The organism is Pseudomonas abieticivorans, assembly GCF_023509015.1.
Classification (GTDB): domain Bacteria; phylum Pseudomonadota; class Gammaproteobacteria; order Pseudomonadales; family Pseudomonadaceae; genus Aquipseudomonas; species Aquipseudomonas abieticivorans.
Genome location: NZ_CP094975.1, coordinates 4134678 through 4158166, shown reverse-complemented (window position 1 = coordinate 4158166; position 23489 = coordinate 4134678). Strand labels below are relative to the sequence as shown.

Below are 23489 nucleotides of genomic sequence, written 5' to 3'. Positions count from 1 at the left end.
GATCAGCTCAGTGCAGCCAGAACCTTGGCGGTAATGCTGTCGACCGAACCAACACCTTCGATATGGCTGTAAGCCGGCTTGCCTTGAGCTGCGGACAAGTCCTTGTAGAACGCGACCAGTGGCTCGGTCTGCGCATGGTAGACCGACAGACGGTGGCGCACGGTCTCTTCGGTGTCGTCCTTGCGCTGAACCAGTTCTTCACCGGTCTCGTCGTCCTTGCCAGCCACTTTGGGCGGGTTGTAGACGATGTGGTAGACGCGGCCCGAGCCTTCGTGGACACGTCGGCCAGCGATGCGTTGAACGATATCTTCGTCTGCAACGGCGATCTCGACCACGTGATCCAGTTGCACGCCAGCAGTGACCAGGGCTTCGGCCTGCGGAATGGTGCGCGGGAAGCCGTCGAACAGGAAACCTTTGGCGCAATCAGGCTGGGCGATGCGCTCCTGGACCAAGGCGATGATCAGGTCGTCGGAGACCAGACCACCGGCGTCCATCACGCCTTTGGCCTTGATGCCCAGCTCGGTGCCGGCCTTGACTGCTGCACGAAGCATGTCGCCGGTGGAAATTTGTGGAATACCGAATTTTTCAGTGATGAACTTTGCCTGAGTACCTTTGCCGGCCCCGGGAGCTCCCAGCAGAATCACGCGCATCGATGTGCTCCTCAATTTTTTATATGGAAATCGTCGGACTCGCCTCAATAACAGCTAACTGCTTGACGCCAATCCCAAAAATCGGATGTTGACCGCAAAAACGATCAAAGGCTGATCAAGATACACAGCCCTCACAAGCCACACAAGCCACCCAAAGTAGGAACAACCCGCCCTGCCCCCGTCGTGCACGGCTTGGGCCCAAGAGGTGCAACCCGGTTGGGCTGCACCTTGCCCTGGCATTCAGGTCGGCCTCTGGCGGGCCGAGCTGCTCGCTGCGGGCGACCGATATCGCCTCAACCGGTGTTGCGCAGGCCTGCGGCGATACCCGCCACAGTCACCAACAGCGCCTGTTCCAGAGGGCTGTCGAGGGCTGCCTCGCGATGCCGCGAACGTGCCAACAGTTCGGCTTGCAATAAATGTAGCGGGTCGAGGTAGGTGTTGCGCAGGCTGATGAATTTCAGCGTCTCGGGGCTATGGGCCAGCAGTTGGCTCTGCCCCGTCAGGCCCAGCACCACGCGACAGGCCTGCGACAATAGGTCGCGTAAATCGGCACCCAGCGCCAGCAGTTCTGGCTGCACCAGACGCTCGTCGTAGAAGCGCGCGATATCGGCATCGGCCTTGGCCAGCACCATCTCGAGCATATCGATGCGGGTGCGGAAAAACGGCCATTGCTCGCGCATGGTGGCCAGCAACGCCCCTTCGCCGCGCTCCAGGGCCTTGCTCAGGGCCGCCTCCCAGCCCAGCCACGCCGGCAGCATCAACCGCGTCTGAGTCCAGCCGAAGATCCATGGGATGGCCCGCAGACTTTCGATACCACCCTGTCGTCGCTTGGCCGGGCGACTGCCCAGGGGCAAGCGGCCCAGTTCCTGCTCTGGGGTGGACTGGCGGAAGTACTCGACAAATTGCGGGTTCTCGCGCACCACCTGGCGGTAGGCCTTGACCCCGTCGCTGGCCAACTCGTCCATCAGCGCCCGCCAGGCCGGTTCCGGCGGCGGTGGCGGGAGCAAGGTGGCCTCGAGCACGGCGGCCAGGTACAGGTTGAGGTTTTGCTCGGCAATGTCTGGCAAACCGAACTTGAAGCGGATCATTTCGCCCTGTTCGGTGGTGCGAAAACGCCCGGCCACCGAGCCCGGTGGTTGCGACAGAATCGCCGCGTGGGCCGGGCCGCCGCCACGGCCCACGGTACCGCCGCGGCCATGGAACAACAGCAGTTCGACGTCCTGGTCGCGGCAGATCCGCACCAGGTTTTCCTGGGCGCGGTATTGGGCCCAGGCCGCAGCCGTGGTGCCGGCGTCCTTGGCCGAGTCGGAGTAGCCGATCATCACCTCCTGCGGCCCGTGCAGGCGGCTGCGGTACCCCGGCAGGTGCAACAGGCGCTCGATCACCGGGCCGGCGTTGTCCAGGTCCGCCAGGGTCTCGAACAGCGGCACCACGCGCATCGGCCGCAGCACGCCCGATTCCTTGAGCAGCAATTGCACCGCCAGTACGTCAGAGGCCGCCCCGGCCATGGAAATCACGTAGGAGCCCAGCGAGGCCGCAGGTGCAGCAGCGACTTCCCGGCACGTGGCCAGCACCTCGGCGGTGTCTGCCGCAGGCTTGAAATGGCTGGGCAGCAGGGGCCGGCGGTTGTTCAGCTCATGCAGCAGGAAGGTGATGCGCGCCTCCTCGTCCCACTCGCCATACTTGCCCAGGCCCAGGTAATCGGTGATTTCGGTGAGCGCGGCGGTGTGCCGGGACGAATCCTGGCGCACGTCCAGGCGGGCCAAAAACAGCCCGAAGGTGACCGCCCGGCGCAGCGAGTCGAGCAATGGCCCGTCGGCGATCACACCCATGCCGCATTCGTGCAACGACTGGAAGCACAGTTGCAGAGGCTGGATCAGGTCACGGTTGCTGTGCAGTACATCGGCCGGGGCCGGCTGGTTTTCCTTGAGCGAGGCCTGTGCCCAGTTGCGCGTGGCCCGCAGGCGTTCGCGCAACTGCTTGAGCAATTGCCGATACGGCTCGGCGCTGTCGCCCACGGCCTCGCGCAGGGCCGCGTTGGCCTGTTGCATGGACAGTTCGGCGGCCAGCTGATCGACGTCGCGCATGAACAAGTCGGCGGCCATCCAGCGCGCCAACAGCAACACCTCGCGGGTGACAGGGGCCGTGACGTTGGGGTTGCCGTCACGGTCACCGCCCATCCATGAAGCGAAGCGGATGGGCGCGGCCTCCAGTGGCAGGCGCAGGCCGGTGGCGGCGTGCAGCGCCTGGTCGACTTTGCGCAGGTGATGGGGGATGGCATGCCACAGCGAATGCTCGATCACCGCAAAGCCCCACTTGGCCTCATCCACCGGGGTGGGCCGCACGCGGCGGATCTCCTCGGTGTGCCAGGCTTCGGCGATCAACCGTTGCAGGCGCTGCTGGATGTGCGCGCGCTCGGCGGGGATCAGGTCGCGGTGGTCCTGGGCGGCCAATTGCGCGGCAATGGCGTCGTACTTCTGGATCAGCGTACGGCGCGTCACTTCGGTGGGGTGGGCCGTCAGGACCAGTTCGATATCGAGGCGCGCCACCTGGCGGGCCAGGGATTCGCCGCTGTGGCCCTCGGTTTTCAAGCGCGCCAGCAATTCGGCCAGCACGGTATCTTCGAAGGCCGATGCCTGGGTTTCATCGCGCCGGCGGATCAGTTGGTATTGCTCGGCGATGTTCGCCAGGTTAAGGAACTGGTTGAACGCCCGGGCAGTGGGCAACAGTTCGTCCTCACCCAGAGCATTGAGGCTGGAACTCAGCTGTTCGCTACTGACCTGCGAATTATCCGGGCTGGCCGAGCGGTCGGCCTTGGCGCCCCGGCGGATGCGTTCGATCTTCTCCAGGAAGGCCTCGCCGTATTGCTCGCGAATGGTGTTGCCCAGCAACTCGCCCAACAGGTGGACGTCTTCGCGCAGGCGCGCATCGATCTCGGTCATCGGCGTAGCTCTCCTTGGTCAGCCTTCAATGGCAGGTGCCGACCCGCCCAACTGCGTCATTTTTACGGCACAGTGAACAAGCCGGGGAAAAATCGCTCTTACGCTCAGAGTGCCCACCAAGGCGCATTCTGACAAGGCCATGTTCAAACCGGCAAAGCGGGGCTACGCTCAAAACAGGGCCCCACAAAGGCTGCTGCCAGCTCCGCCTGGCGCCCGGATCACGCCCGCCACGAGCGGGCCTTCGCTGAGGTCATCATGAAAATCCGTGAACTTGCGCAACATTGGGAACAAAACGCCAAAGGCCGCTTGAGCAAGACCGGCTACAACATCCACCTGGACGTGGAGTCGGCCGCGCGGCTGGCCGCCATCACCGAGATGTACCCCAAGCACCACCCTGAAGAACTGCTGGGCGAACTGATCGGCGCCGCCCTTGAAGAACTGGAAACCAGCTTCCCGTATATCAAGGGCCAAAAAGTGATCGCCACTGACGAAGAGGGTGACCCGCTTTACGAGGACGTCGGCCCTACCCCGCGCTTCCTGGCGCTGTCGCGGCGCTACCTGCATGACATGTCGGCGGCTACCGACGAGCCCAAGCATTGATCGATGCCATTCGCTCCTACAGCACCCTGCAGGAGCGAGTTTTTCTGCGAACCACCCCCTGCCCCTGGGCAAAAAAAATCGCAATGTGTAACAAAACCTGACTGAACTATCCAAAAATCCAATGGGTCCGAACCAATAAGCCATCACTGCAAACCTGTGGCCGTGATGGGGTTTTGAGTTTTTCGGGAGCTATTCCAATGGAGTTTAAGATCATGAAGACCCGCACCGCCCCTCTGTCGTCCAGCCCATTTCGCGGACTGAAACTTGCCGCCCTGGCCATCGGTACCAGCGTGTTGCTCGCTGGCTGTGCGGGCAACCCGCCTACCGAGCAGTACGCCGTGACTCAATCGGCCGTGAACAGCGCCGTGAGCGCTGGCGGCACCGAGTACGCCGCCGTGGAAATGAAATCGGCGCAGGACAAGCTCAAGCAAGCCGAGCTTGCCATGCACGACAAGAAATACGACGAAGCCCGCACCCTGTCCGAACAGGCCGAGTGGGACGCCCGCGTTGCCGAGCGCAAGGCGCAGGCGGCCAAGGCCGAGAAAGCCGTACAGGATGCCCGCCAAGGCGTTCAGGATTTGCGTGAAGAAGGCCTGCGCAATACGCAGCAGTGAGCCCCTGCGTTGCCATCGCCATTCGTAATTGATTAAAGGATGAACACCATGCGTAAACAATTGATGATCCCTGCCCTGCTGGCCCTGAGCGTCGGTCTGGCTGCTTGCTCCACCCCGCCCAACCCGAACCTGGAACAGGCCCGCACCAACTTCTCGGCCCTGCAGAGCAACCCGCAGGCGAGCAAAGTCGCCGCCCTTGAAACCAAGGATGCCGCCGACTACATGGATAAGGCCGACAAAGCCTACCTGAACAAGGATGACACCAAGAAAGTCGATCAATTGGCCTACCTGACCAACCAGCGCGTTGAAGTGGCCAAGCAGACGATTGCCCTGCGCACTGCCGAAAACAACCTGAAAAACGCCTCGGCCCAGCGTGCCCAGGCGCGCCTGGACTCGCGCGACGCCCAGATCAAGCAATTGCAGGAAAGCCTGAACGCCAAGCAGACCGACCGCGGCACCTTGGTGACTTTCGGCGACGTGCTGTTTGACCTGAACAAGGCCGAGCTGAAAAACAGCGGCATGATGAACGTCAACAAACTGGCCCAGTTCCTTCAGGAAAACCCGGACCGCAAGGTGATCGTCGAAGGCTACACCGACAGCACCGGCGCTACGTCCTATAACCAGAGCCTGTCTGAGCGCCGTGCCAACTCGGTACGCATGGCCTTGGTGAAAATGGGCGTGGACCCTGCCCGCGTCGTATCGCAAGGCTACGGCAAAGAGTACCCGGTTGCCGATAACGGCAGCGTCTCGGGCCGTGCGATGAACCGCCGCGTGGAAGTGACCATTTCAAACGACAACCAGCCGGTTGCACCGCGTAACACGGTCAGCTCGAATAACTGATCGGTATTGCGTTGAAAACAAGAGCCCCGGTTGTGCCGGGGCTTTTTTGGGTCTTTTAAACGCCTCATTTTATTGCTGCGGCGTTTCCTGCCCCATGCAATGCACCGCCTGCTTCTGGTTGTCCACCAGCACCCCGCTCAAGCCCTTCTGCTGCGTGTCGAACAGCACCAGCACGCCGTCGACGCATTGGGCCACTTCGCTGGCGGGGTTGGCGGAGATCTTGTAGTCCTCGCCGGGGATGGTCTTGAGCATGGTGAAGTCGGTCAGCAGCAAGGCGTCTTCAGGCTTGGCGAAATGCAGGTAGCCGTAGTACCACAGGCACGCCACGGTGCCTAGGATGCTGCACACCCCGGTAATGATCAGCGGGATGGCGTCACGTTCTTCGCTCATTGCGGGGTCTCGTTGTCTGGCGCAGGGGTGGGATAATTGGGCACTTCGCCCAGGCGGCGGATGCCGTTGAAATGTTGCGGGTCGTCCAGGTAGCGCAGCATGACCTTGCGCCATACCGGGTCACCGAAGGTTTGCACGTGGCCGCCACGGGTCAATTGCAGCACCTTGGGCGGTGGCATGGCCTGGTACAGGCGGATACCGTTGTCCATCGGCACGATGGGGTCGTCAATGCTCTGGAAGAATATCGCCGGCACGCCTTTGAGTTGGGCGATGGAGCGGATGGCGCTGTCGCTGTCGGGCACCACCCAAGACAACGGCACCTGGAACGGCCAAGTCAACCACGAGGTGCTCAGGGCAAATCGGCCAACATCGCGATAACTGGCCGGCATGCCGTCGAACACCATGGCCTTGAGCCGATGCAACTGTTGCGGGTGGCTGGCCAGGTAGTGCACGCCCATGGAGCCGCCCAGGCTTTGGCCTAGCAGTATCAACGGCTTGTTCTGCACCTCAGGCTGTTGCGCAAGCCAGGTGAATGCCGCGTCGATGTCTTGGTAAATCGCCGGCAAGGTCGGCGTGCCTTCGGATTGACCATAGCCACGGTAATCGATCAGCAAGACCTGGTAACCCGCTTCGGGCAACCACCAACTGCCACCCAGGTGGTAGGCCATGTTGCCGCCATTGCCATGCAGGTGCAGCACCGTGCCCTTGACCGCCACGCCAGCCTTGGCCGGCAACCACCAGGCGTGCAGGCGCGTGCCGTCGGCGGCGGTGAGCGTCAGGTCGCGGTACTGCAAGCCGGCTTTTTGCGGGGTGAATGGCTGCACCTTGTCCGGGTAGAACAGCAGCGAACTGCACCCGGCCAGGCTCACCGCGCCCGCCAGCAGCAAGGCATTAAAGAATGTTCGAATAATCCGCTTCAATGCGATCCAGGCTCAAATGATTGAGGAAGTTGGAGAAGCACATCCAGGCCGACAAGGCATTGAGGTCGCGGAACTGCTCCGGCAAATACTTGGGCGGCGTCACCAGGCCTTCATCCACCAACTGGCGCAGGGTACGCATGTCCTCAAGGGTGGTCTTGCCGCAGAACAGCAGCGGGATCTGCTCCAGCTTGCCCTTGCGCACGGCCAACTGGATGTAGTTGTAGACCATGATGAAGCCCTTGAGGTAGGACAAATCCTTGGTGAACGGCAGACCTGTGGGCGTCGAACCACGGAACACCCGGCTGGTGTTGCCGTAGGCCTCGGGCATTTCGAAACCCTGCTCGCGGAAAAACTCGAACACCTGCAAAAAGTCGGCGCCCTCCTCGACCATGTGGATGGCACGGGTGCGGTTGGTCAACTTGCGCAAGCGGCTGGGGTAGGAGGCGAAGGCGATCACTTCCATGAGGATGGCCAAGCCCTCCTGGGTCACGGTCGACGAGGGCGGGCCCTTGGACAGGAAGGTGCAGATTGGCTGGTTAAGGCCGTTGAGGGTGGTGCCCACGTGCACCAGCCCTTCGTGTACTTCCAAGGCGCGCACGTCACGCTCGTTGAACAACGCGTCGCTGCGGATCTTGATGTAGTCGGCACCGGCCGCGGCGTCGGCGACGATGCCGTCGGACTCGAACACCCGGATGGTTTCCTCGGCCTCGCCAAACACCTTGTTCAGCCGGCCTTGCAACATGGCCACGGCGTCCTTGGCGTTGAGGGTCTTGGGCTCGTCCTTGAGGTCGCCGCGCCCATCGATCTTGTTCAGGTAGTCGGACAGCATCAGGCCCAGGTCGGCCAGGGTTGGGTCACCGGCGTGGAACGCGTCGGAGGCGGCGCCGTACAGTTCTTGCGAAATCAGCCCGAAATCCGCCGTGCCGCGCGCTTCGAGCATGCGCACCACCATGCGGTATTCCTTGCACATGCGCCGCATGATTTGCCCGACCGGGTTGAACTGGCCCAGTTGGCGGGTGATGTCACGCTCGATGTTCTGGAATTCAAGCTTCACCGCACCGGAATCGAACGACAGCGGCCGCCCTTCGTAATAGGCGCGGTCCACGGCCGGCATTTCCTTGCCTTTTGCCTTGAGAAAGCCCTGGCGGATGTTGTCGTCCCACTTCACCGCGTCGAGTACGCGGATGGGTGTCTGTGCCAGTACGATCCGGTCAGACAAGGCACGTATCGTTTGCTGATACTCGTCCACCCACAGCTCCTTCTAGCGATTGAGGTTACTTGGCGCGCTGATAGCGCGCGATTTCCGTAAAGACATCCGAGTTGGCCGGGTCGTCCAGGTAGGCAAATACCTGGTCCAATTGGCTGGACACCAGCACGCCGTCGCCGGCCTTGGTGTCGAACGGCGTGCCACTGAGGGCTCGCTGCTGCACCGCCTGGGCGATGCGCTCGACATCCAGGTTGTACACCCGCAACGCGCCGTCGTCGGCCAGCTCGAAGCCGGCGATGGCGTAATGCCCGCCATATTCGGCAGGCATCCTGGCCGAGGCGTACCAACGGCTGCCATGCCGCGACACGGTGAACGCCACCTGGTCGCGGACTTTTTTCTGGCCCTTGGGGTAGCTGACCGCCAGATAGCGATCGGTGCCGGCGCGGCTGATTTCCAGGCTCAGGTGCTCGCCCCAGGCATCCTTGCTGGTCCATTTGCCCAGCAGGGCCTGCGGCGCCGCCTGGTTGGCCGGCAAGGGGGCATCGAAGGCCACCAGGCAGCCACCCAGCAGGGGGGTCAACAGAGCGAGGAGCAGCATGCGCCAGGCTTTCATCCAGCCTCCTTGGTGTGAAACAGCCGCCCGCTTCAAGCCGAAGCCAACACCAGATGCATGTAGCGCGTCAGGATGTCGAGCATATCGTCATCGGCGTGGGGCTGCGCAGTATCGAGCAGGCCCTGATATTCCATCCGACCGATGATAGCCGTCAACACTTTGGCATCCTGTTGCGGCTCACGCGAGCCCAGTACCTGCAACAATTGGCAGGTCCCCTGAAGCAAGATCTGCTGGTGGGAGCGCACCAGCTCCGCCAGCGGTGGGCTGAGCAAAGCCTCTTGACGGAATGCCTGCTCGGCCATCAAGTGCTCGCGGCGGGTCAGCAATTGGCGGTGCACGTATTCAGCCGTCATGCGCGCGATCTGGTCGGCCAATTGCGAGCGCGAGGCCGGGCTGGCGTCGGTATCGGCGAGCATGGAACGCAGCAACTCTTCGGTGCTGGCCCACAGCTTGGCCATGAACGCGGCGCTGCGCTCCACGTACTGGGCGAAGGTATCGGTCAGCAGGTCTTCGATGTCTTTGAAATAGTAGGTGGTGGCCGACAACGGCACACCCGCCTCGGCCGCCACGGCACGGTGGCGCACGCCGCGCACGCCATCGCGCACGACGATGCGCATGGCCGCGTCGAGGATCTCCTGGCGTCGTTGCTCGCTTCCCTGGCGGCTGGCCTTGCGGCCTTGATACTGAACGCTTTGCGCGACCGCTGTGGCAACGCCAGCAGCACCTTGTTGAGCCTTTGCAGGAGTCACTACGGTTTTACCTCTTGAGTTGCTACCACTCTTGCAGGAGCGGATTGATCCGCGAACGCTTCACCGCTGGGTACCTGTAAAACCGCAGTGTGCTTTTCGCGGATCAATCCGCTCCTACAGAGGGTTTGGTGTTCAAAGTTGGGGGCATAAAAAAGCCGCCTCATCGGGCGGCTTTCATTATGGCATCACGCTTGCGGGCGCATGTGCGGGAACAGGATCACGTCGCGGATCGACGGGGAGTTGGTCAGCAGCATCACCAGGCGGTCGATGCCGATACCCTCGCCCGCCGTTGGCGGCATGCCGTACTCCAGCGCGCGCACGAAGTCGGCGTCGTAGTGCATGGCTTCGTCGTCGCCGGCGTCCTTGTCGGCCACCTGGGCCATGAAGCGCTCGGCCTGGTCTTGCGCGTCGTTCAACTCGGAGTAGGCGTTGGCGATTTCGCGGCCACCGATGAACAGCTCGAAGCGGTCGGTGACGTTCGGGTTGTCGTCGTTACGACGGGCCAGCGGCGACACTTCGAACGGGTACTGGGTAATGAAGTGAGGCTGCTCCAGCTTGTGCTCCACCAGTTCTTCGAAAATCATCACCTGCAGCTTGCCCAGGCCTTCGAAGCCCAGCACCTTGGCGCCGGCTTTCTTGGCGATGGCACGGGCCTTGTCGATGTCGTTCAGGTCATCGGCGCTCAGCTCGGGGTTGTACTTGAGGATCGAGTCGAACACCGACAGGCGCACGAACGGCTCGCCAAAGTGGAACACCTTGTCGCCATACGGCACGTCGGTGCTGCCCAGTACCAGCTGGGCCAGCTCACGGAACAGCTCTTCGGTGAGGTCCATGTTGTCTTCGTAGTCGGCGTAGGCCTGGTAGAACTCCAACATGGTGAATTCTGGGTTGTGACGGGTCGAAACGCCTTCGTTACGGAAGTTGCGGTTGATCTCGAAGACCTTCTCGAAACCACCGACCACCAGGCGCTTGAGGTAAAGCTCCGGCGCGATACGCAGGAACATTTCCATGTCCAGGGCGTTGTGGTGGGTTTCGAACGGCTTGGCCGCGGCACCACCCGGGATGGTCTGCAGCATCGGCGTTTCCACTTCCAGGAAGTCACGCTGCATCAGGAAGCTGCGGATGTGGGCGATGACTTGCGAACGCACGCGGAAGGTCTGGCGCACTTCTTCATTGACGATCAGGTCAACGTAGCGCTGGCGGTAGCGCTGCTCGGTGTCGGTCAGGCCGTGGTGCTTGTCGGGCAGTGGGCGCAGCGACTTGGTCAGCAGGCGCACGCTGGTCATTTCCACGTACAGGTCGCCCTTGCCGGAACGGGCCAGGGTGCCTTCTGCGGCAATGATGTCGCCCATGTCCCAGGTTTTCACCGCGGCCAGGGTTTCTTCGGACAGCGTCTTGCGGTTGACGTAGACCTGGATGCGCCCGGTCATGTCCTGGATCACCATGAACGAGCCACGGTTGAGCATGATGCGACCGGCAACCTTGACCGCGATTGCAGCCTCTGCCAGCTCTTCCTTGGTCTTGTCCACGTACTGTTTCTGCAAGTCTTCGCAGTAGTTGTCGCGGCGGAAGTCGTTGGGGAAGGCATTGCCTTTCGCACGCTCGGCAGCAAGCTTTTCCTTGCGCAGGGCGATCAGGGCGTTTTCTTCCTGTTGCAGGGCTTGCGGGTCGAGTTGTTGGTCGCTCATGTCTTTAAATTTTCCATCACAGGTTCGTTGCCCCCGCCGAGTGGACGAGGGACTTGATTCAATACCAGGTGTTTACAGGCCCTGCTTGAGGCTCGCGATCAGGTATTCGTCGATGTCGCCGTCCAGCACCTTGTCGCAGTCGCTGCGTTCGATGTTAGTGCGCAGATCCTTGATCCGCGACGCATCGAGCACGTACGAGCGGATCTGGTGACCCCAGCCGATGTCCGACTTGGTGTCTTCCAGGGCCTGGGACGCCGCGTTGCGCTTCTGCACTTCCTGTTCGTACAAGCGTGCCCGCAACATTTTCATCGCGGTGTCTTTGTTCGCGTGCTGGGAACGTTCGTTCTGGCAACTGACCACGGTGTTGGTCGGTACGTGGGTAATCCGTACGGCCGAGTCGGTGGTGTTTACGTGTTGGCCACCGGCACCGGAGGAGCGGTAGGTGTCGATGCGCAGGTCCGAGGGGTTGATGTCGATTTCGATGTTGTCATCGATTTCCGGCGACACGAACACGGCCGAGAACGAGGTGTGGCGACGGTTACCGGAGTCGAACGGGCTTTTGCGTACCAGGCGGTGCACGCCGATCTCGGTGCGCAACCAGCCAAAGGCGTACTCGCCCTTGATGTGAACGGTCGCGCCCTTGATACCGGCCACTTCACCGGCCGACAGCTCCATGATGGTCGCGTCGAAGCCGCGTTTGTCGGCCCAGCGCAGGTACATGCGCAGCAGGATGTTGGCCCAGTCCTGGGCCTCGGTGCCACCGGAGCCGGCCTGGATGTCCAGGTAGGCATTGTTGGCATCCATCTCACCGCTGAACATACGGCGGAACTCGAGTTTTTCCAGGGACTCGCGCAGGCGCTCGACTTCAGCGGCCACGTCATCGACGGCGCCCTGGTCTTCTTCCTCGGCAGACATCAACAACAGGTCCTTGGCATCGGCCAGGCCCGAGTGCATCTCGTCGAGGGTTTCTACGATCTGCGCCAGCAGGGAGCGCTCGCGCCCCAGTTCCTGGGCGTAGGCAGGGTTGTTCCAGACACTCGGATCTTCAAGCTCGCGATTGACTTCGGTCAGACGCTCATGCTTTTGATCGTAGTCAAAGATACCCCCGAATAGTTTCGGAGCGCTCGGACAGGTCCTTGATGCTGTTAAGGATCGGGTTGATTTCCATGGCGGGCAGCACTCGTGCGTAGCGTGTCAAAAGCCGATGAGTATAACGTACTCGCAGCCAGACGGCAGCCGTGTGTCGTCGCCTGTGCCATTTTCTTGCGCGAGGACAGCCCGCCCCTCTTCCCGCGAGTGGCGGCTTCGAGGAACGGCGCCCCTTGCTGAACCCCTCTTGCAGGAGCACTTATAAACAGCCGCGCTTTAAGTTAATGCCCCATTCCCCCTTTAAAAAATAGATTAACGGAACAAGCAAACAACCTGCCAATACTCACTGTTATTTCTGACAGTTGCACCCATTCAAAAGGCTCTTAAACTCGGGAGCACCGCTGAACAATTGGCAGACGCTCTAATGAAATTATTTTACAGATACCCCTCACTGTACATTTTCTTACTTTGTTTATGCCTACTGACCACTCATGCCCTTGAAGCCAGCGCCGCCTCCAATATTTTCAAGATGACGGAAGCCCCCAATGGGCAACTTGATGTTGACACGATCAATACCCAGGCAACTGTCGAGGTTTCTTACACTATCCTAAAACTCAAGGACACGGTTGCCGTTACCTTGAGGGGCATCACCAACAGAGGGGTCTCCATTCAAACTGTCACCAGCCTGAGCCCATTGACCTTCAAAATACCCAAGGCCTGGCTTGATGAGAACATCAACCGTACCGTTACCTTGGTCTATACCTACAAAGTAGGCGGTACCGGTAGCGTCATCACCTCATCGCCTATTTCCATCAGCATTACTCAAGAGGGTTTGACACCGACATTCAAGGTCTTGGAAGCCGACGGTGAAACATTAAACGCCAGTAACAACGAGGACGCCCATGTCACTGTAGCGCTGACCGAAATGAAAGAAGGTGACACTGTTGCCTTGACGTGGCAAGGCAGCACCACCCGCACGCCACCCATGCAAACTGCAAAGCAGGGCGAACCGGTAAGTTTCACCATCCCTTCGGCGTGGATCAATGAAAACATTGACGGTATTGTCAGATTATTTTATGAATTTAAAGTCGCCGGCCAAGGCACCGCGACTTACTCCCAGACACTTCCACTGTCCATCATCACGGCCACTACAGCGCCGTTCAGAGTGGTCGAAGCCGTCAATAGCCAGTTGAATAACAGCACGCTGCATGGGAATGCCAATGTCCAGGTGGCCTTTGCAACGATGCAAGCCAACGATACCGTCGCCGTCAGCTGGAAGGGTGCCGTTACCCGAGGTACTCCCATCCAAACAGTCAATCGCCCCGGCAGGTTGTCCTTTCAAATCCCCAGGGCCTGGATAGAGGAGAGTATCGGGCGCACCGTGACGCTGACCTACACCTATAAGGTCAACGGGGTTGGCAGCGTCATTACCTCGCCACCCATAACAGTGTCGATCGTGGGGCAGACCCCGGCCTCGGACTTCAAGGTCGTTGAATCCAAGAATCTCTCGCTGGACCCAGACGACATTACAGGCCAGGCCAATGTCCAGGTTGCATTCCCCACGTTGAGCGAGGGCGATACCGTTGGCGTGAAATGGAACGGTGTCGTCACTCGCGACACGCCCATCCAGCGGGCCGGCACCGAACGCCCAATGATGTTTACGATACCCAAGGCCTGGATCGACGAAAACCTTAACCGCGAACTAACCCTGCATTTCACTTATAAAGTCGGCGGACTGGGCAATACCATCACGTCACAACCCATCACTTTGAAAGTGCTCAGAAAGGGCAGCGGGGAAAGCGTGGCCGCTAGCCTCAATGCGCGGGTATCGGGACACCGCTGCAAGCTGCGCCGGGAATAAGCCTGCCTATTACTGCAACGGCATCGTGATCCGCTCAACAGAAAACGGCGCCTATGACCCGTGGAACCCCAGCCCGTCCGCCACCAAGCTCGGCGGGATGTCGTTTTCCTACATGCGCCTGGATGCCCACGTGAGCAATCTGTACCACCACAGCGGCTTCATCCTGCTTCCACAGGCCAGGGTCAGCGCACCCAATCTAACGCCGCAGTACCTGTGCATTTATGCCTACGACGCCGGGACCCTGGTCGGCGCCCGCGGTGCCAAGGGCTGTGCCCTGAAAGCACGCAGCCTGGGCTCTTGCACCTCGGTGGGCGTGAGCACACCAACGCAGTGGTACAACTACACCAAAACCATCCCCAATCGCGACTACCAATGCTCGCTCAGCACCGATGACCCCGTGCAGTTCCAGACCAGCATCACCGTGAGGGCTAATCGCCCAGCCAACATGGAGGCACTGTGGAACGAAGTGATGATTGCCGACTGGGGGCAAAACAAAGGGGCGACCTTGCCCATCGAGGCGATCTTCTACAAATCAGGCTACGTCGCCGAAGCAAAAGCATTTCAGCAAAAACTTAAAGCCCGCAACGGTATCTGGGCTCCCGTGGTCAAGCTGGACTTGACCAAGCTGGCCAGCACACCGTTCAGCTATGCCAGTGGCGACCAAGCGGTTCAACCTTGAATGACTGAACGATAGAGCAGCACGCCGCATGACTTCAGGCTCACTGCGGCGCGCCCTTGGCGGATCAGCCGGCGCCTGCTCCGGGCAAGCGGCTACTCCACGCCCACCTGGTTACGCCCGTTGTTCTTGGCCTGGTACAAGCCCTTGTCCGCCGCCGAGATCAACTCGCGGCAGTTGCTGGCGACCGCCGGGATCACCGTGGACAGCCCGATGCTGACGGTCAGCACCGAACCTTGCGCAGGCGAGATGTGCGGGATTTTAAGGCCCGCGACGCTCTGGCGCAGCTTTTCGGCGATCAGCCGCGCGCCGCCCGGCGAGGTGCTGGGCAGCACCAAGGCAAACTCCTCGCCCCCGTAGCGCGCCGGCAGGTCTGAGGGCCGGCTGCACGAGTCCTTGATGGCCGTGGCCACCTTGCGCAGGGCCTCGTCGCCGTCCAGGTGGCCGAAGTTGTCGTTGTAGGTCTTGAAATAATCGACGTCGATCATCAGCAGCGACAATTGCGCCTGGTCGCGCATGGCCCGGCGCCATTCCAACTCCAGGTATTCGTCGAAGTGCCGACGGTTGGACAGCCCGGTCAGGCCGTCGGAGTTCATCAACCGCTGCAGCACCAGGTTGGTGTCGAGCAGTTGCTGCTGGCTCACGCGCAGGGCCCGGTAGGCTTCGTCACGCTGCAGCAGGGTGAGGTAGGAACGCGAGTGGTAACGGATGCGCGCCACCAGTTCGATGTTGTCAGGCAGCTTGACCAGGTAATCGTTTGCGCCGGCGGCAAAGGCCGCGCTCTTGATCAGCGGGTCTTCCTTGGTCGACAGCACGATAATCGGGATGTCCTGGGTGGCCGGGTTGTTTCGGTACTCGCGTACCAACGTCAAGCCGTCAAGACCGGGCATGACCAAGTCTTGCAGGATCACCGTCGGCCTGATCCGCACCGCCTGCGCCACCGCTTGGTGGGGGTCGGCACAGAAGTGGAAGTCGATGTTGGTTTCATGGGCCAGGCCACGACGCACGGCCTCGCCGATCATGGCCTGGTCGTCCACCAGCAGCACCATCGCCTTGTTTTCGTCGGTCGTCGAGAATTCTTCGATCTGCAGGTCAGTCATGCGTATTCACCTGGTCACGTCCGGTCAGCAGAGGCGGCTTGCTTCTCATGTTCATGGGTAAAAAATTTCCATCAGTCTGGGAGCAATCAGCTCCAGTGAGCGGATTTCAACGGCTGCATCAATGGCCGCTGCCGCTTTGGGCATGCCATACACCGCACTGCTTTGCTGGTCCTGCGCGATGGTCAGGTAACCCTGCTGGCGCATCAATTTGAGCCCTTGCGCGCCATCACGGCCCATGCCAGTCAATAGCACGCCCACGGCATCGCCGCTCCAGTAGCGCGCCACGCTTTCAAAAAATACATCGATGGAGGGCCGGTAAATTTCATTCACAGGCTCCGCGGTATACGCCAGGGTACCGTCCTTGAGCAGACGGATATGGTGGTTGGTGCCCGCCAGCAACACGGTGCCCGGCTGCGGTGGTTCGCCCTCGCGGGCCAGGCGCACCGGCAGGTCGGCCGAACTGCTGAGCCAGTCGGCCATGCCGGCGGCAAATACCTGGTCGACGTGCTGCACCAGTACCACGGCGGCAGGGAAATCCCTGGGCAGGCCGCGCAACAGGGTTTCCAGCGCGGCGGGCCCCCCGGCCGAGGAACCGATGGCCACCAGCCCATGGCGCTGCACCGCCTTGCGCAGCGGGGCGGGCTCAGTCTTGACCTGTGGGCTACGCTGGCCGATCAGCCAGCCGATGTTGAGGATTTTACGCAGCAGCGGCGCCGCAGCTTCCTTGGGGTTGCCGGCGCCCAACGCCGGGGTATCAACCACGTCGAGGGCACCATGGCCCATGGCTTCGAACACCCGATGCACGTTTTGTTGGCGGTCAACGGTGACGATGACAATGGCACACGGGGTGGCCGCCATGATCTGCCGCGTCGCCTCCACGCCGTCCATCACCGGCATGATCAGGTCCATCAGGATCAGGTCGGGCGTCAATCGGGCGCACTGCTCCACCGCTTCGGCGCCGTTGTAGGCGACCCAGACGATCTGGTGGGCGGGCTCGAAGGCCAACGCACGGCGCAAGGCTTCCACGGCCATGGGCATGTCGTTGACGATGGCGATCTTCATCCCTGTGCTCCCCCAATCAACTCCACCACCGCATCAAGCAGGGCATCGTCGTGGAAACTTGCTTTAGCCAAATAATAGTCGGCTCCGGCGTCCAGTCCACGCCGTCGATCTTCTTCACGGTCTTTATACGACACCACCATCACCGGCAATGATTGCAATCGAGTGTCGCGGCGCAGCAAGGTGACCAGTTCGATACCGTCCATGCGCGGCATGTCGATGTCGGTGATCAGCAGGTCGAAATCTTCGCTGCGCAGCGCGTTCCAGCCATCCATGCCATCCACTGCCACGGCCACTTCATAACCACGATGGCTGAGCAGTTTGCGCTGCAATTCGCGTACCGTGAGCGAGTCATCCACCACCAGCACCCGCTTGCGCGGTTGCTCGGTGGCGTGCCGGCTGCGCCGGTCGATACGTTCCAGGCGGCCGGTGGTCAGCAGCTTTTCCACCGAGCGGACCATGTCTTCGACGTCGATGATCAGCACCACCGAGCCGTCATCCAGCAAGGCCCCGGCGGAGATGTCCTGCACCTTGCCCAGGCGCTCGTCCAAGGGCAGCACCACCAGGGTCCGTTCGCCGATGAAACGCTCCACCGCCACGCCGTAAATGGTCTCGCGCTCGCGGATCACCACCACTTTGAGCACGTCCTGGGCGCCCTGGCCGGCCGGGCGCTGCAACAACTGGGTGGCCGCGACCAGACCAACATGGCGGCCTTCGTAAACGAAATGCTGGCGCCCTTCCAACTGCACGATGGCGTCAGCGGGCAGGTCCAGGGTGTGTTCGATATGGGCCAGGGGGAAGGCATAAGCTTCCTCGCCCACCTCCACCACCAGGCTGCGCACCACTGACAAGGTCAGCGGCACTTCCAAATGGAAGCGGCTACCCTGCCCGGCCACCTGGGTCAGCTCAATGGCCCCGCGCAACTGGCGCACCATGTGCTGCACCGCGTCCAAGCCAACGCCACGCCCCGACACCTCGGTGACCTTGTCGCGCATGCTGAAGCCGGGCAGGAACAGGAACGTCAGCAGTTCCTCTTCGCTCAACTGCGCGGCGGTTTGGGCAGGTGACAAATGACGCTCGACAATGTTGCGCCGCAGGCGCTCCAGGTCGACCCCGGCACCGTCGTCGATCAATTCCAGGACCAACAAGCCCGCCTGATGGGAGGCCCTGAGCAGTATCTGGCCTTCGGCGGGTTTGCCCGCCAGCAACCGCTGCTCCGGGGTTTCGATGCCATGGTCGACGGCATTGCGCAGCAGGTGGGTGAGTGGTGCTTCGAGCTTTTCCAGCACATCGCGGTCGACCTGGGTTTTCTCACCCTCGATCTCCAGGCGCACCTGCTTGCCAAGCTCGCGACCCAGGTCGCGCACCATGCGCACCTGGCCGCCCAGCACATCGGCAAACGGGCGCATGCGACAGGCCAGCGCGGTGTCGTACAGCAACTGGGCACGCTGGCTGGCCTGCCAACCGAACTCGTCAAGCTCCGCAGTCTGCTGCAGCAGGGTTTGTTGGGTTTCGGCCAGCAATGCCTGGGCCACGGCCAAGGCTTCACGGACTTCAGGGCTGTGCTCGCTGGCCTGCAAGTGGTCTTTCAAGCCATCCAGGGCTCGCATGCTCTGGCTTTGCATGCGCTTGAGGCGCTGCATGGTGGCAAGGTAGGGCTTGAGCCGCTGGGTTTCCACCAATGACTTGCTGGACAGGTCGAGCAGGCTGTTCAAACGCTCGGCGGTCACCCGCAATACCCGTTCACCGCCCTCGGTGGTGCGCTTGGTGCGCGGCACTTCGGGGCTGACCGCAGGCAATTCGGGCGGCGCCGGCGGGGCGTTCATCGACGGTGCCGGCGAGGTCGAACTCAACAGCTCGGCGGCAATCTTGGCCAGGTCCATCATCTCGCCCGGGGTGTCCACCAACGGCGCCGTTACCGGGGCGGGTGCGCTGCCAGGCTCCAGGGTACGCGCCATCAGCGCCAGGTACCCCTCGATGTCTGCAGGCCCCGGCGCACCGGCGCCCGGGGTGGCGATGCGCATCAATAGGTCAGTGCCTTGAAGCAACGCATCGATGTGTTCGGGCAACAAATAGACACGCCCTTCCTGGGCGCCCACCAGGCAATCTTCCATCACGTGGGCGACACTGACGCCGGCATCGATGCCGACGATGCGCGCCGCGCCCTTGAGCGAGTGAGCGGCGCGCATGCAGGCTTCCAGTTGATCGGCCTGGGTAGGGTTGCGCTCCAGCGCCAGCAGGCCGGCACTGAGCACTTGGGTCTGGGCTTCGGCTTCCAGGCTGAAGAGTTCGTGCAGCGAGGCGTCGCGCATCTGTTCGGGGGTCATGTCAGGCTCCGCGCCACAGCGGCCAGCAGCAACTGTTCATCCAGCACCCGCACGCTGCGGTTCTTGAAGGGCAATACCGAACGGGTAAAGCGATTGCTCACGTGCGCCCCCTCGAGGGTGGCCTGCAACTGGTGCTCTTCGATGCGATGGATGCCGTCCACCTCTTCTACCGGTACCACCACCGAGCCACCTTCCACGGCCAGAATCAGCATGCGCGGCATGATCCGCGCCGAGGTAGGTGGCACCTCGCTGACGTCAATGCCGAGCATCTCGCCCAGCGCCAGGCACGGCACCAGGGCACCGCGCACGTTGGCCACGCCCATCAGTGCCCGCGAGCGCTGGTGCGGCAACGAATGCACCGATTGCAGCGGGGCCACCTCGACCAGGCAGCGGGTGGCCAACGCCAGCCATTCCTCGGCCAGGCGGAAAATCACCAGGGAGCGGGTCGCCAGCGTGCCTTGCTCGTGGTGGTAGGCCTGTGGGCTGGCTTCACGCTGCAGCGCATAGCGGTCGAGCAGGCGCGTAGCGGCGGCGCCATACACCTCACAGTTGCGGCAATGGATGTGTTGGATCAGTAACGGGCAGGATTTGTCGCCATGGACACCGATGCGGTTCCAGCAATCGTCGACTGCCTGTGCATCGGCGTGGATCACATTCGAAGCGCCCAGGTCCATCATCGTTTACGCTCACTGTCGGCTGTTCGATCGCTGCGCGCGGCGCGCTCTTGTAAACGCCGGGCGCCAGCCAGGTCACCACGGGCGGCGAGCAGCGCTGCCAGGTGGGCCAACGCCTCGGGGTGTTGCGGTTGCAGGTACAGGGCCTTGCGATAATGCTCCTGGGCCTGCTGGGAATTGCCGGCCACATCACTGAGCAGCCCCAGCCAGTAATACACTTGGGCGTGGGGTTCGAAGCGTTGCAGGTAACGCTCGCACGCGGCCTGGGCCTCGCTGCTGCTGCCTTCGTTGGCCAGGCTGGCAATGCGTGCCAGCAAGCCGGCCGCATCGGTGTCCGCCTGGGGTAGTGCAGGTTTGGCAGTAAACGCCCTGATCGTCGCCGGCGGCGGAGCCGAACGCGCACGCGGCGGCGGTTCGAGCAATGGCCGTGACGGCGCCACGCGCACCGGCGGCGCAGGTTCTGGTTCGGCATGGCGAACAAAGGCGAACGACTGCGCGATGCCGATGGGGCGCATGCCCATGCGCGCCAGCAGGCTACCCTCGGCCGGGCCGATAAACAGCACGCCATCCTCCTGGGTCAAGCCCTTGAGTACTTCAAACACCTGCTGCTGGGTGGCCATGTCGAAATAGATCAGCAGGTTGCGGCAAAACACAAAGTCGTAGGGTGGCTCACCGGCCAACAGTGCCGGGTCCAGCACGTTGCCGGGCTGCAGATGAACCTGGCGACGTACTCGATCACCGAGCAGGTAGCCTTCGTCCACGGCCGTGAAGTGGCGTTCGCGAAAACTCGTGTCGGCACCCCGGAAGGAATTGCGCCCGTAGATCGCGCGCTGGGCGCGGCCGACGGACAGCGGGCTGACATCCACGCCATCGACCTTGAACAACCCCGGCGCTATGCCGGCGTCGAGCAGGCTCATGGCAATGGAGTAAGGCTCCTCGCCGGTGGAGCATGGCAGGCTGAGGAGGCGCAACGGGCGGGCCATTTTCAGGTGTGCCAAGCGCGCCTGGGCCAGGCGTGCCAAGGCGACGAAGGTTTCCGGGTAACGCAAAAACCAGGTCTCGGGCACGATTACCGCCTCGATCAGCGCCTGCTGCTCTTGCGCAGAGCCTTGCAACAGCAGCCAGTAATCATCCAGGCCCCGCGCCTTGGCCGCAACGCTGCGTTGCTGCACCGCGCGCTCGATCAGCGGTGCCCCCACCGAGGCGACATCCAGGCCAATGCGGTCGCGCAAAAAGCGAAAAAACCGCTGCTCCTCACTCATGGCGTGTCGCCCTCGGCCAGCAACTGCGACAACTGCGGTGCAAACAGCAGCTGACGCGCGACATCATCCAGCAAGTCCTGCACGCCCACCCACTGCAGCATGCCCAAGGCGTCTTCGCGCACCGGGCCCAAATACGGCGTGGCACGATTGCTCAAGCCATAAGGGCGAAATTCTTCGGGGTTACAGCGCAAGGTCTGGGTGGCCTGCTGCAGGACCAGCCCGAGCAACAGGTCGGGGCGCGCAGGGTCGGCGCGGTAATGCACCAACACCAGCCGCGTACTGGTGCGTTCCAGCGCCGGCTGACCGAACATCAGGGCGCCGACGTCAATCACCGGCACCACCCGCCCGCGATGGCCAAACACCCCGGCCACCCAATGCGGGGCCTGGGCAATAGGCTTGAGCGGCAGGCGCGGCAGCACTTCGGCAATCTCGGTGGCGGGCAACGCAAAGCGCTCCTCACCCACCAGAAAGACCAGGTACAGTTTGCTCGGCACCGCGGCCCCGGCGCCGCGCTTGAGCGGCAGGTCGCTCATCAGACTTTGAAACGCTGCACGCCGCCGCGCAGGCCGGCAGCCACCTGGCTGAGCTCGTCGATCGCGAAGGTGGCCTGGCGCAACGACTCCACGGTCTGGCTGCTGGCATCGCCCAACTGCACCAGCGCATGGTTGATCTGCTCGGCGCCAGTGGCCTGGGCCTGCATGCCCTCGTTGACCATCAACACCCGCGGCGCCAGGGCCTGTACCTGGGCGATGATCTGCGACAGTTGATCACCCACCTGGGTGACCTCGAACATGCCGCGGCGCACTTCTTCAGAAAACTTGTCCATGCCCATCACGCCAGCGGACACCGCCGACTGGATCTCGCGCACCATCTGTTCGATGTCGTAGGTCGCCACGGCAGTCTGGTCGGCCAGGCGCCGCACTTCGGTGGCGACCACGGCAAAACCACGGCCGTACTCACCGGCCTTCTCGGCTTCGATGGCGGCGTTGAGCGAGAGCAGGTTGGTCTGGTCGGCCACCTTGACGATGGTTACCACCACCTGGTTGATGTTGCCGGCCTTCTCGTTGAGGATCGCAAGCTTGGCGTTGACCAGTTCTGCAGCGCCCATCACCTGGTGCATGGTGTCTTCCATGCGCGACAGGCCCTGTTGGCCGGAGCCGGCCAGCAGCGACGCTTGGTCGGCCGCCGATGTGACTTCGTTCATGGTGCGCACCAGGTCGCGCGAGGTGGCGGCGATTTCCCGCGAGGTGGCACCGATTTCCGTGGTGGTGGCTGCGGTTTCAGTCGCCGTGGCCTGTTGCTGCTTGGAGGTGGCGGCGATCTCGGTCACCGACGTCGTGACCTGCACGGAAGAACGCTGGGCCTGGGCGACCAGCGCGGTGAGCTCGGTCATCATGTCGTTGAAGCCGGTTTCCACCGCGCCGAATTCGTCCTTGCGCGACAGGTTCAGCCGCGAGCTCAAGTCACCGGTGCGCATCACTTCAAGGATTTGCACGATCTTCTGCATCGGCGCCATGATCGCGCGCATCAGCAACAAGCCGCACACGCACGCGGCAATCAGCGCCAGGATCAAAGACACCGCCATGGCCAGCTTGGCCGCCTTCACAGCCTGCATGCTCGCCGCCGTGGCTGCTTCGGCCGCCTTGCGGTTGCGCTCGATCATGTCATTGAGGTGCTTGCGCCCGGCGATCCAGGCCGGGTTCAGCTCGTCGCTGGCCAGGTCCTGCGCCAGCGAAAAATGCTTCTCGTGGTAGGCCTCCAGTACCTTGGCCAGCTTGGCCTCATACACCACCCGCAGCCGACCAAACTCCTCGAAGCTGGCCTTGTCCTCCGGGTCCATGATGGTGGTCTGGTAGTTTTTCATCTGCTCGGTGAGCCGATCGGAAAACAACTTGTACTGATCTTCGTCGGCGGTCACCAGCTCACGCTGGTAGCTCAGCCCGATCAACTGCTGGGTGTAGACATAACTGTCGACCCAGGCACTGCGAATCATCGAACTGTAGATAACCCCAGGGATACTATCGGTACGGACGTTTTCCTGGCTGTCCTCGATCGCCTGAAGGCGGGAGTAGGAAGCCACCACCATGAGCAGCATGATGGCGATAATCACGGCGAAACTCGCCAATATCCGTTGGCGCAACGTCCAATTCTTCACAGTCATCCCTCAAGAGTGTTACGTCAGGGTGAAAATTGGCCGAGTATAGCCCAGACATAACCTCACTGACTGT

General features: G+C 62.0%; 21 protein-coding genes. 5 read left to right on the top strand and 16 right to left on the bottom strand.

Annotation, left to right across the window (positions count from 1 at the left end):
- Nucleotides 1-2: 2 nt before the first annotated feature.
- Nucleotides 3-650 carry an adenylate kinase gene (gene adk / locus L9B60_RS19100; RefSeq protein WP_249672295.1) on the bottom strand — a complete coding sequence of 216 codons (648 nt, stop codon included), beginning with the start codon at nt 648-650 and terminating at the stop codon, nt 3-5.
- A 293-nt stretch (nt 651-943) separates the two neighbouring features.
- Nucleotides 944-3592 carry a phosphoenolpyruvate carboxylase gene (gene ppc, locus L9B60_RS19095; RefSeq protein ID WP_249672294.1) on the bottom strand — a complete coding sequence of 883 codons (2649 nt, stop codon included), beginning with the start codon at nt 3590-3592 and terminating at the stop codon, nt 944-946.
- Nucleotides 3593-3847: 255 nt separating this feature from the next.
- Between ppc and L9B60_RS19090 the strand changes: the two genes are divergently transcribed.
- The 3 genes from L9B60_RS19090 to lptF all read left to right on the top strand — a co-directional run bounded on the left by L9B60_RS19090 (nt 3848) and on the right by lptF (nt 5646).
- Nucleotides 3848-4192: a pilin assembly protein gene (locus L9B60_RS19090; protein ID WP_249672293.1), complete on the top strand. Its 345-nt coding sequence runs from the start codon at nt 3848-3850 to the stop codon at nt 4190-4192.
- Between the two features lie 197 nt (nt 4193-4389).
- Entirely contained in the window at nt 4390-4806 is a 417-nt protein-coding gene (locus L9B60_RS19085) for a DUF4398 domain-containing protein (protein ID WP_438865994.1), read from the top strand.
- Between the two features lie 48 nt (nt 4807-4854).
- On the top strand, nt 4855-5646 hold the full coding sequence (gene lptF, locus L9B60_RS19080; protein WP_249672291.1) for a lipotoxin F family OmpA-related lipoprotein LptF: 792 nt from the start codon (nt 4855-4857) through the stop codon (nt 5644-5646).
- Between the two features lie 69 nt (nt 5647-5715).
- Here the strand turns inward: lptF and L9B60_RS19075 are convergent, their stop codons facing one another.
- From L9B60_RS19075 to prfB, 7 genes are all read right to left on the bottom strand, one after another.
- Complete coding sequence (locus tag L9B60_RS19075) at nt 5716-6036, bottom strand: PA3694 family proteiin (RefSeq protein WP_249672290.1); 321 nt, start codon at nt 6034-6036, stop codon at nt 5716-5718.
- Nucleotides 6033-6947 carry an alpha/beta hydrolase gene (locus L9B60_RS19070; RefSeq protein WP_249679784.1) on the bottom strand — a complete coding sequence of 305 codons (915 nt, stop codon included), beginning with the start codon at nt 6945-6947 and terminating at the stop codon, nt 6033-6035. The genes L9B60_RS19075 and L9B60_RS19070 overlap by 4 nt, the downstream gene beginning before the upstream one ends.
- Complete coding sequence (locus L9B60_RS19065) at nt 6928-8205, bottom strand: flavohemoglobin expression-modulating QEGLA motif protein (RefSeq protein WP_249672289.1); 1278 nt, start codon at nt 8203-8205, stop codon at nt 6928-6930. The genes L9B60_RS19070 and L9B60_RS19065 overlap by 20 nt, the downstream gene beginning before the upstream one ends.
- A gap of 25 nt (nt 8206-8230) precedes the next feature.
- A complete protein-coding gene (locus L9B60_RS19060; protein ID WP_249672288.1) occupies nt 8231-8776 on the bottom strand; it encodes a hypothetical protein in 546 nt (181 codons plus the stop codon).
- Between the two features lie 32 nt (nt 8777-8808).
- Nucleotides 8809-9525, bottom strand: a complete 717-nt coding sequence (locus L9B60_RS19055) for a TetR/AcrR family transcriptional regulator (protein ID WP_249672287.1) — start codon at nt 9523-9525, stop codon at nt 8809-8811.
- Between the two features lie 185 nt (nt 9526-9710).
- Nucleotides 9711-11213: a lysine--tRNA ligase gene (gene lysS / locus L9B60_RS19050; RefSeq protein ID WP_249672286.1), complete on the bottom strand. Its 1503-nt coding sequence runs from the start codon at nt 11211-11213 to the stop codon at nt 9711-9713.
- Nucleotides 11214-11285: 72 nt separating this feature from the next.
- A protein-coding gene (prfB, locus tag L9B60_RS19045) for a peptide chain release factor 2 (protein WP_249672285.1) occupies nt 11286-12381 on the bottom strand; the annotation gives its coding sequence in 2 pieces (ribosomal slippage) (nt 11286-12308 and nt 12310-12381; 1095 coding nt in all).
- Nucleotides 12382-12726: 345 nt separating this feature from the next.
- Here prfB and L9B60_RS19040 point away from each other — a divergent pair.
- Complete coding sequence (locus L9B60_RS19040; RefSeq protein WP_249672284.1) at nt 12727-14163, top strand: hypothetical protein; 1437 nt, start codon at nt 12727-12729, stop codon at nt 14161-14163.
- Between the two features lie 25 nt (nt 14164-14188).
- Nucleotides 14189-14842, top strand: a complete 654-nt coding sequence (locus L9B60_RS19035) for a hypothetical protein (protein ID WP_249672283.1) — start codon at nt 14189-14191, stop codon at nt 14840-14842.
- Nucleotides 14843-14934: 92 nt separating this feature from the next.
- Here the strand turns inward: L9B60_RS19035 and L9B60_RS19030 are convergent, their stop codons facing one another.
- From L9B60_RS19030 to L9B60_RS19000, 7 genes are read right to left on the bottom strand one after another with little or no spacing between them, the layout of a single operon-like run.
- The gene (locus tag L9B60_RS19030; protein ID WP_249672282.1) at nt 14935-15939 is read right to left on the bottom strand and encodes a response regulator; all 1005 of its coding nucleotides are present in this window, start codon (nt 15937-15939) and stop codon (nt 14935-14937) included.
- 51 nt (nt 15940-15990) lie between these two features.
- A complete protein-coding gene (locus tag L9B60_RS19025) occupies nt 15991-17001 on the bottom strand; it encodes a chemotaxis response regulator protein-glutamate methylesterase (protein ID WP_249672281.1) in 1011 nt (336 codons plus the stop codon).
- Nucleotides 16998-19325, bottom strand: coding sequence for a hybrid sensor histidine kinase/response regulator (locus tag L9B60_RS19020; protein ID WP_249672280.1), 2328 nt, complete (start codon nt 19323-19325; stop codon nt 16998-17000). The genes L9B60_RS19025 and L9B60_RS19020 overlap by 4 nt, the downstream gene beginning before the upstream one ends.
- Nucleotides 19322-20002: a chemotaxis protein CheW gene (locus L9B60_RS19015; protein WP_249672279.1), complete on the bottom strand. Its 681-nt coding sequence runs from the start codon at nt 20000-20002 to the stop codon at nt 19322-19324. Before L9B60_RS19015 ends, L9B60_RS19020 begins: the two co-directional genes overlap by 4 nt.
- A complete protein-coding gene (locus L9B60_RS19010) occupies nt 19999-21261 on the bottom strand; it encodes a CheR family methyltransferase (RefSeq protein WP_249672278.1) in 1263 nt (420 codons plus the stop codon). The genes L9B60_RS19015 and L9B60_RS19010 overlap by 4 nt, the downstream gene beginning before the upstream one ends.
- Nucleotides 21258-21794: a chemotaxis protein CheW gene (locus L9B60_RS19005; RefSeq protein WP_249672277.1), complete on the bottom strand. Its 537-nt coding sequence runs from the start codon at nt 21792-21794 to the stop codon at nt 21258-21260. Before L9B60_RS19005 ends, L9B60_RS19010 begins: the two co-directional genes overlap by 4 nt.
- Nucleotides 21794-23416: a methyl-accepting chemotaxis protein gene (locus L9B60_RS19000; RefSeq protein WP_249672276.1), complete on the bottom strand. Its 1623-nt coding sequence runs from the start codon at nt 23414-23416 to the stop codon at nt 21794-21796. The genes L9B60_RS19005 and L9B60_RS19000 overlap by 1 nt, the downstream gene beginning before the upstream one ends.
- Nucleotides 23417-23489 lie beyond the last annotated feature (73 nt).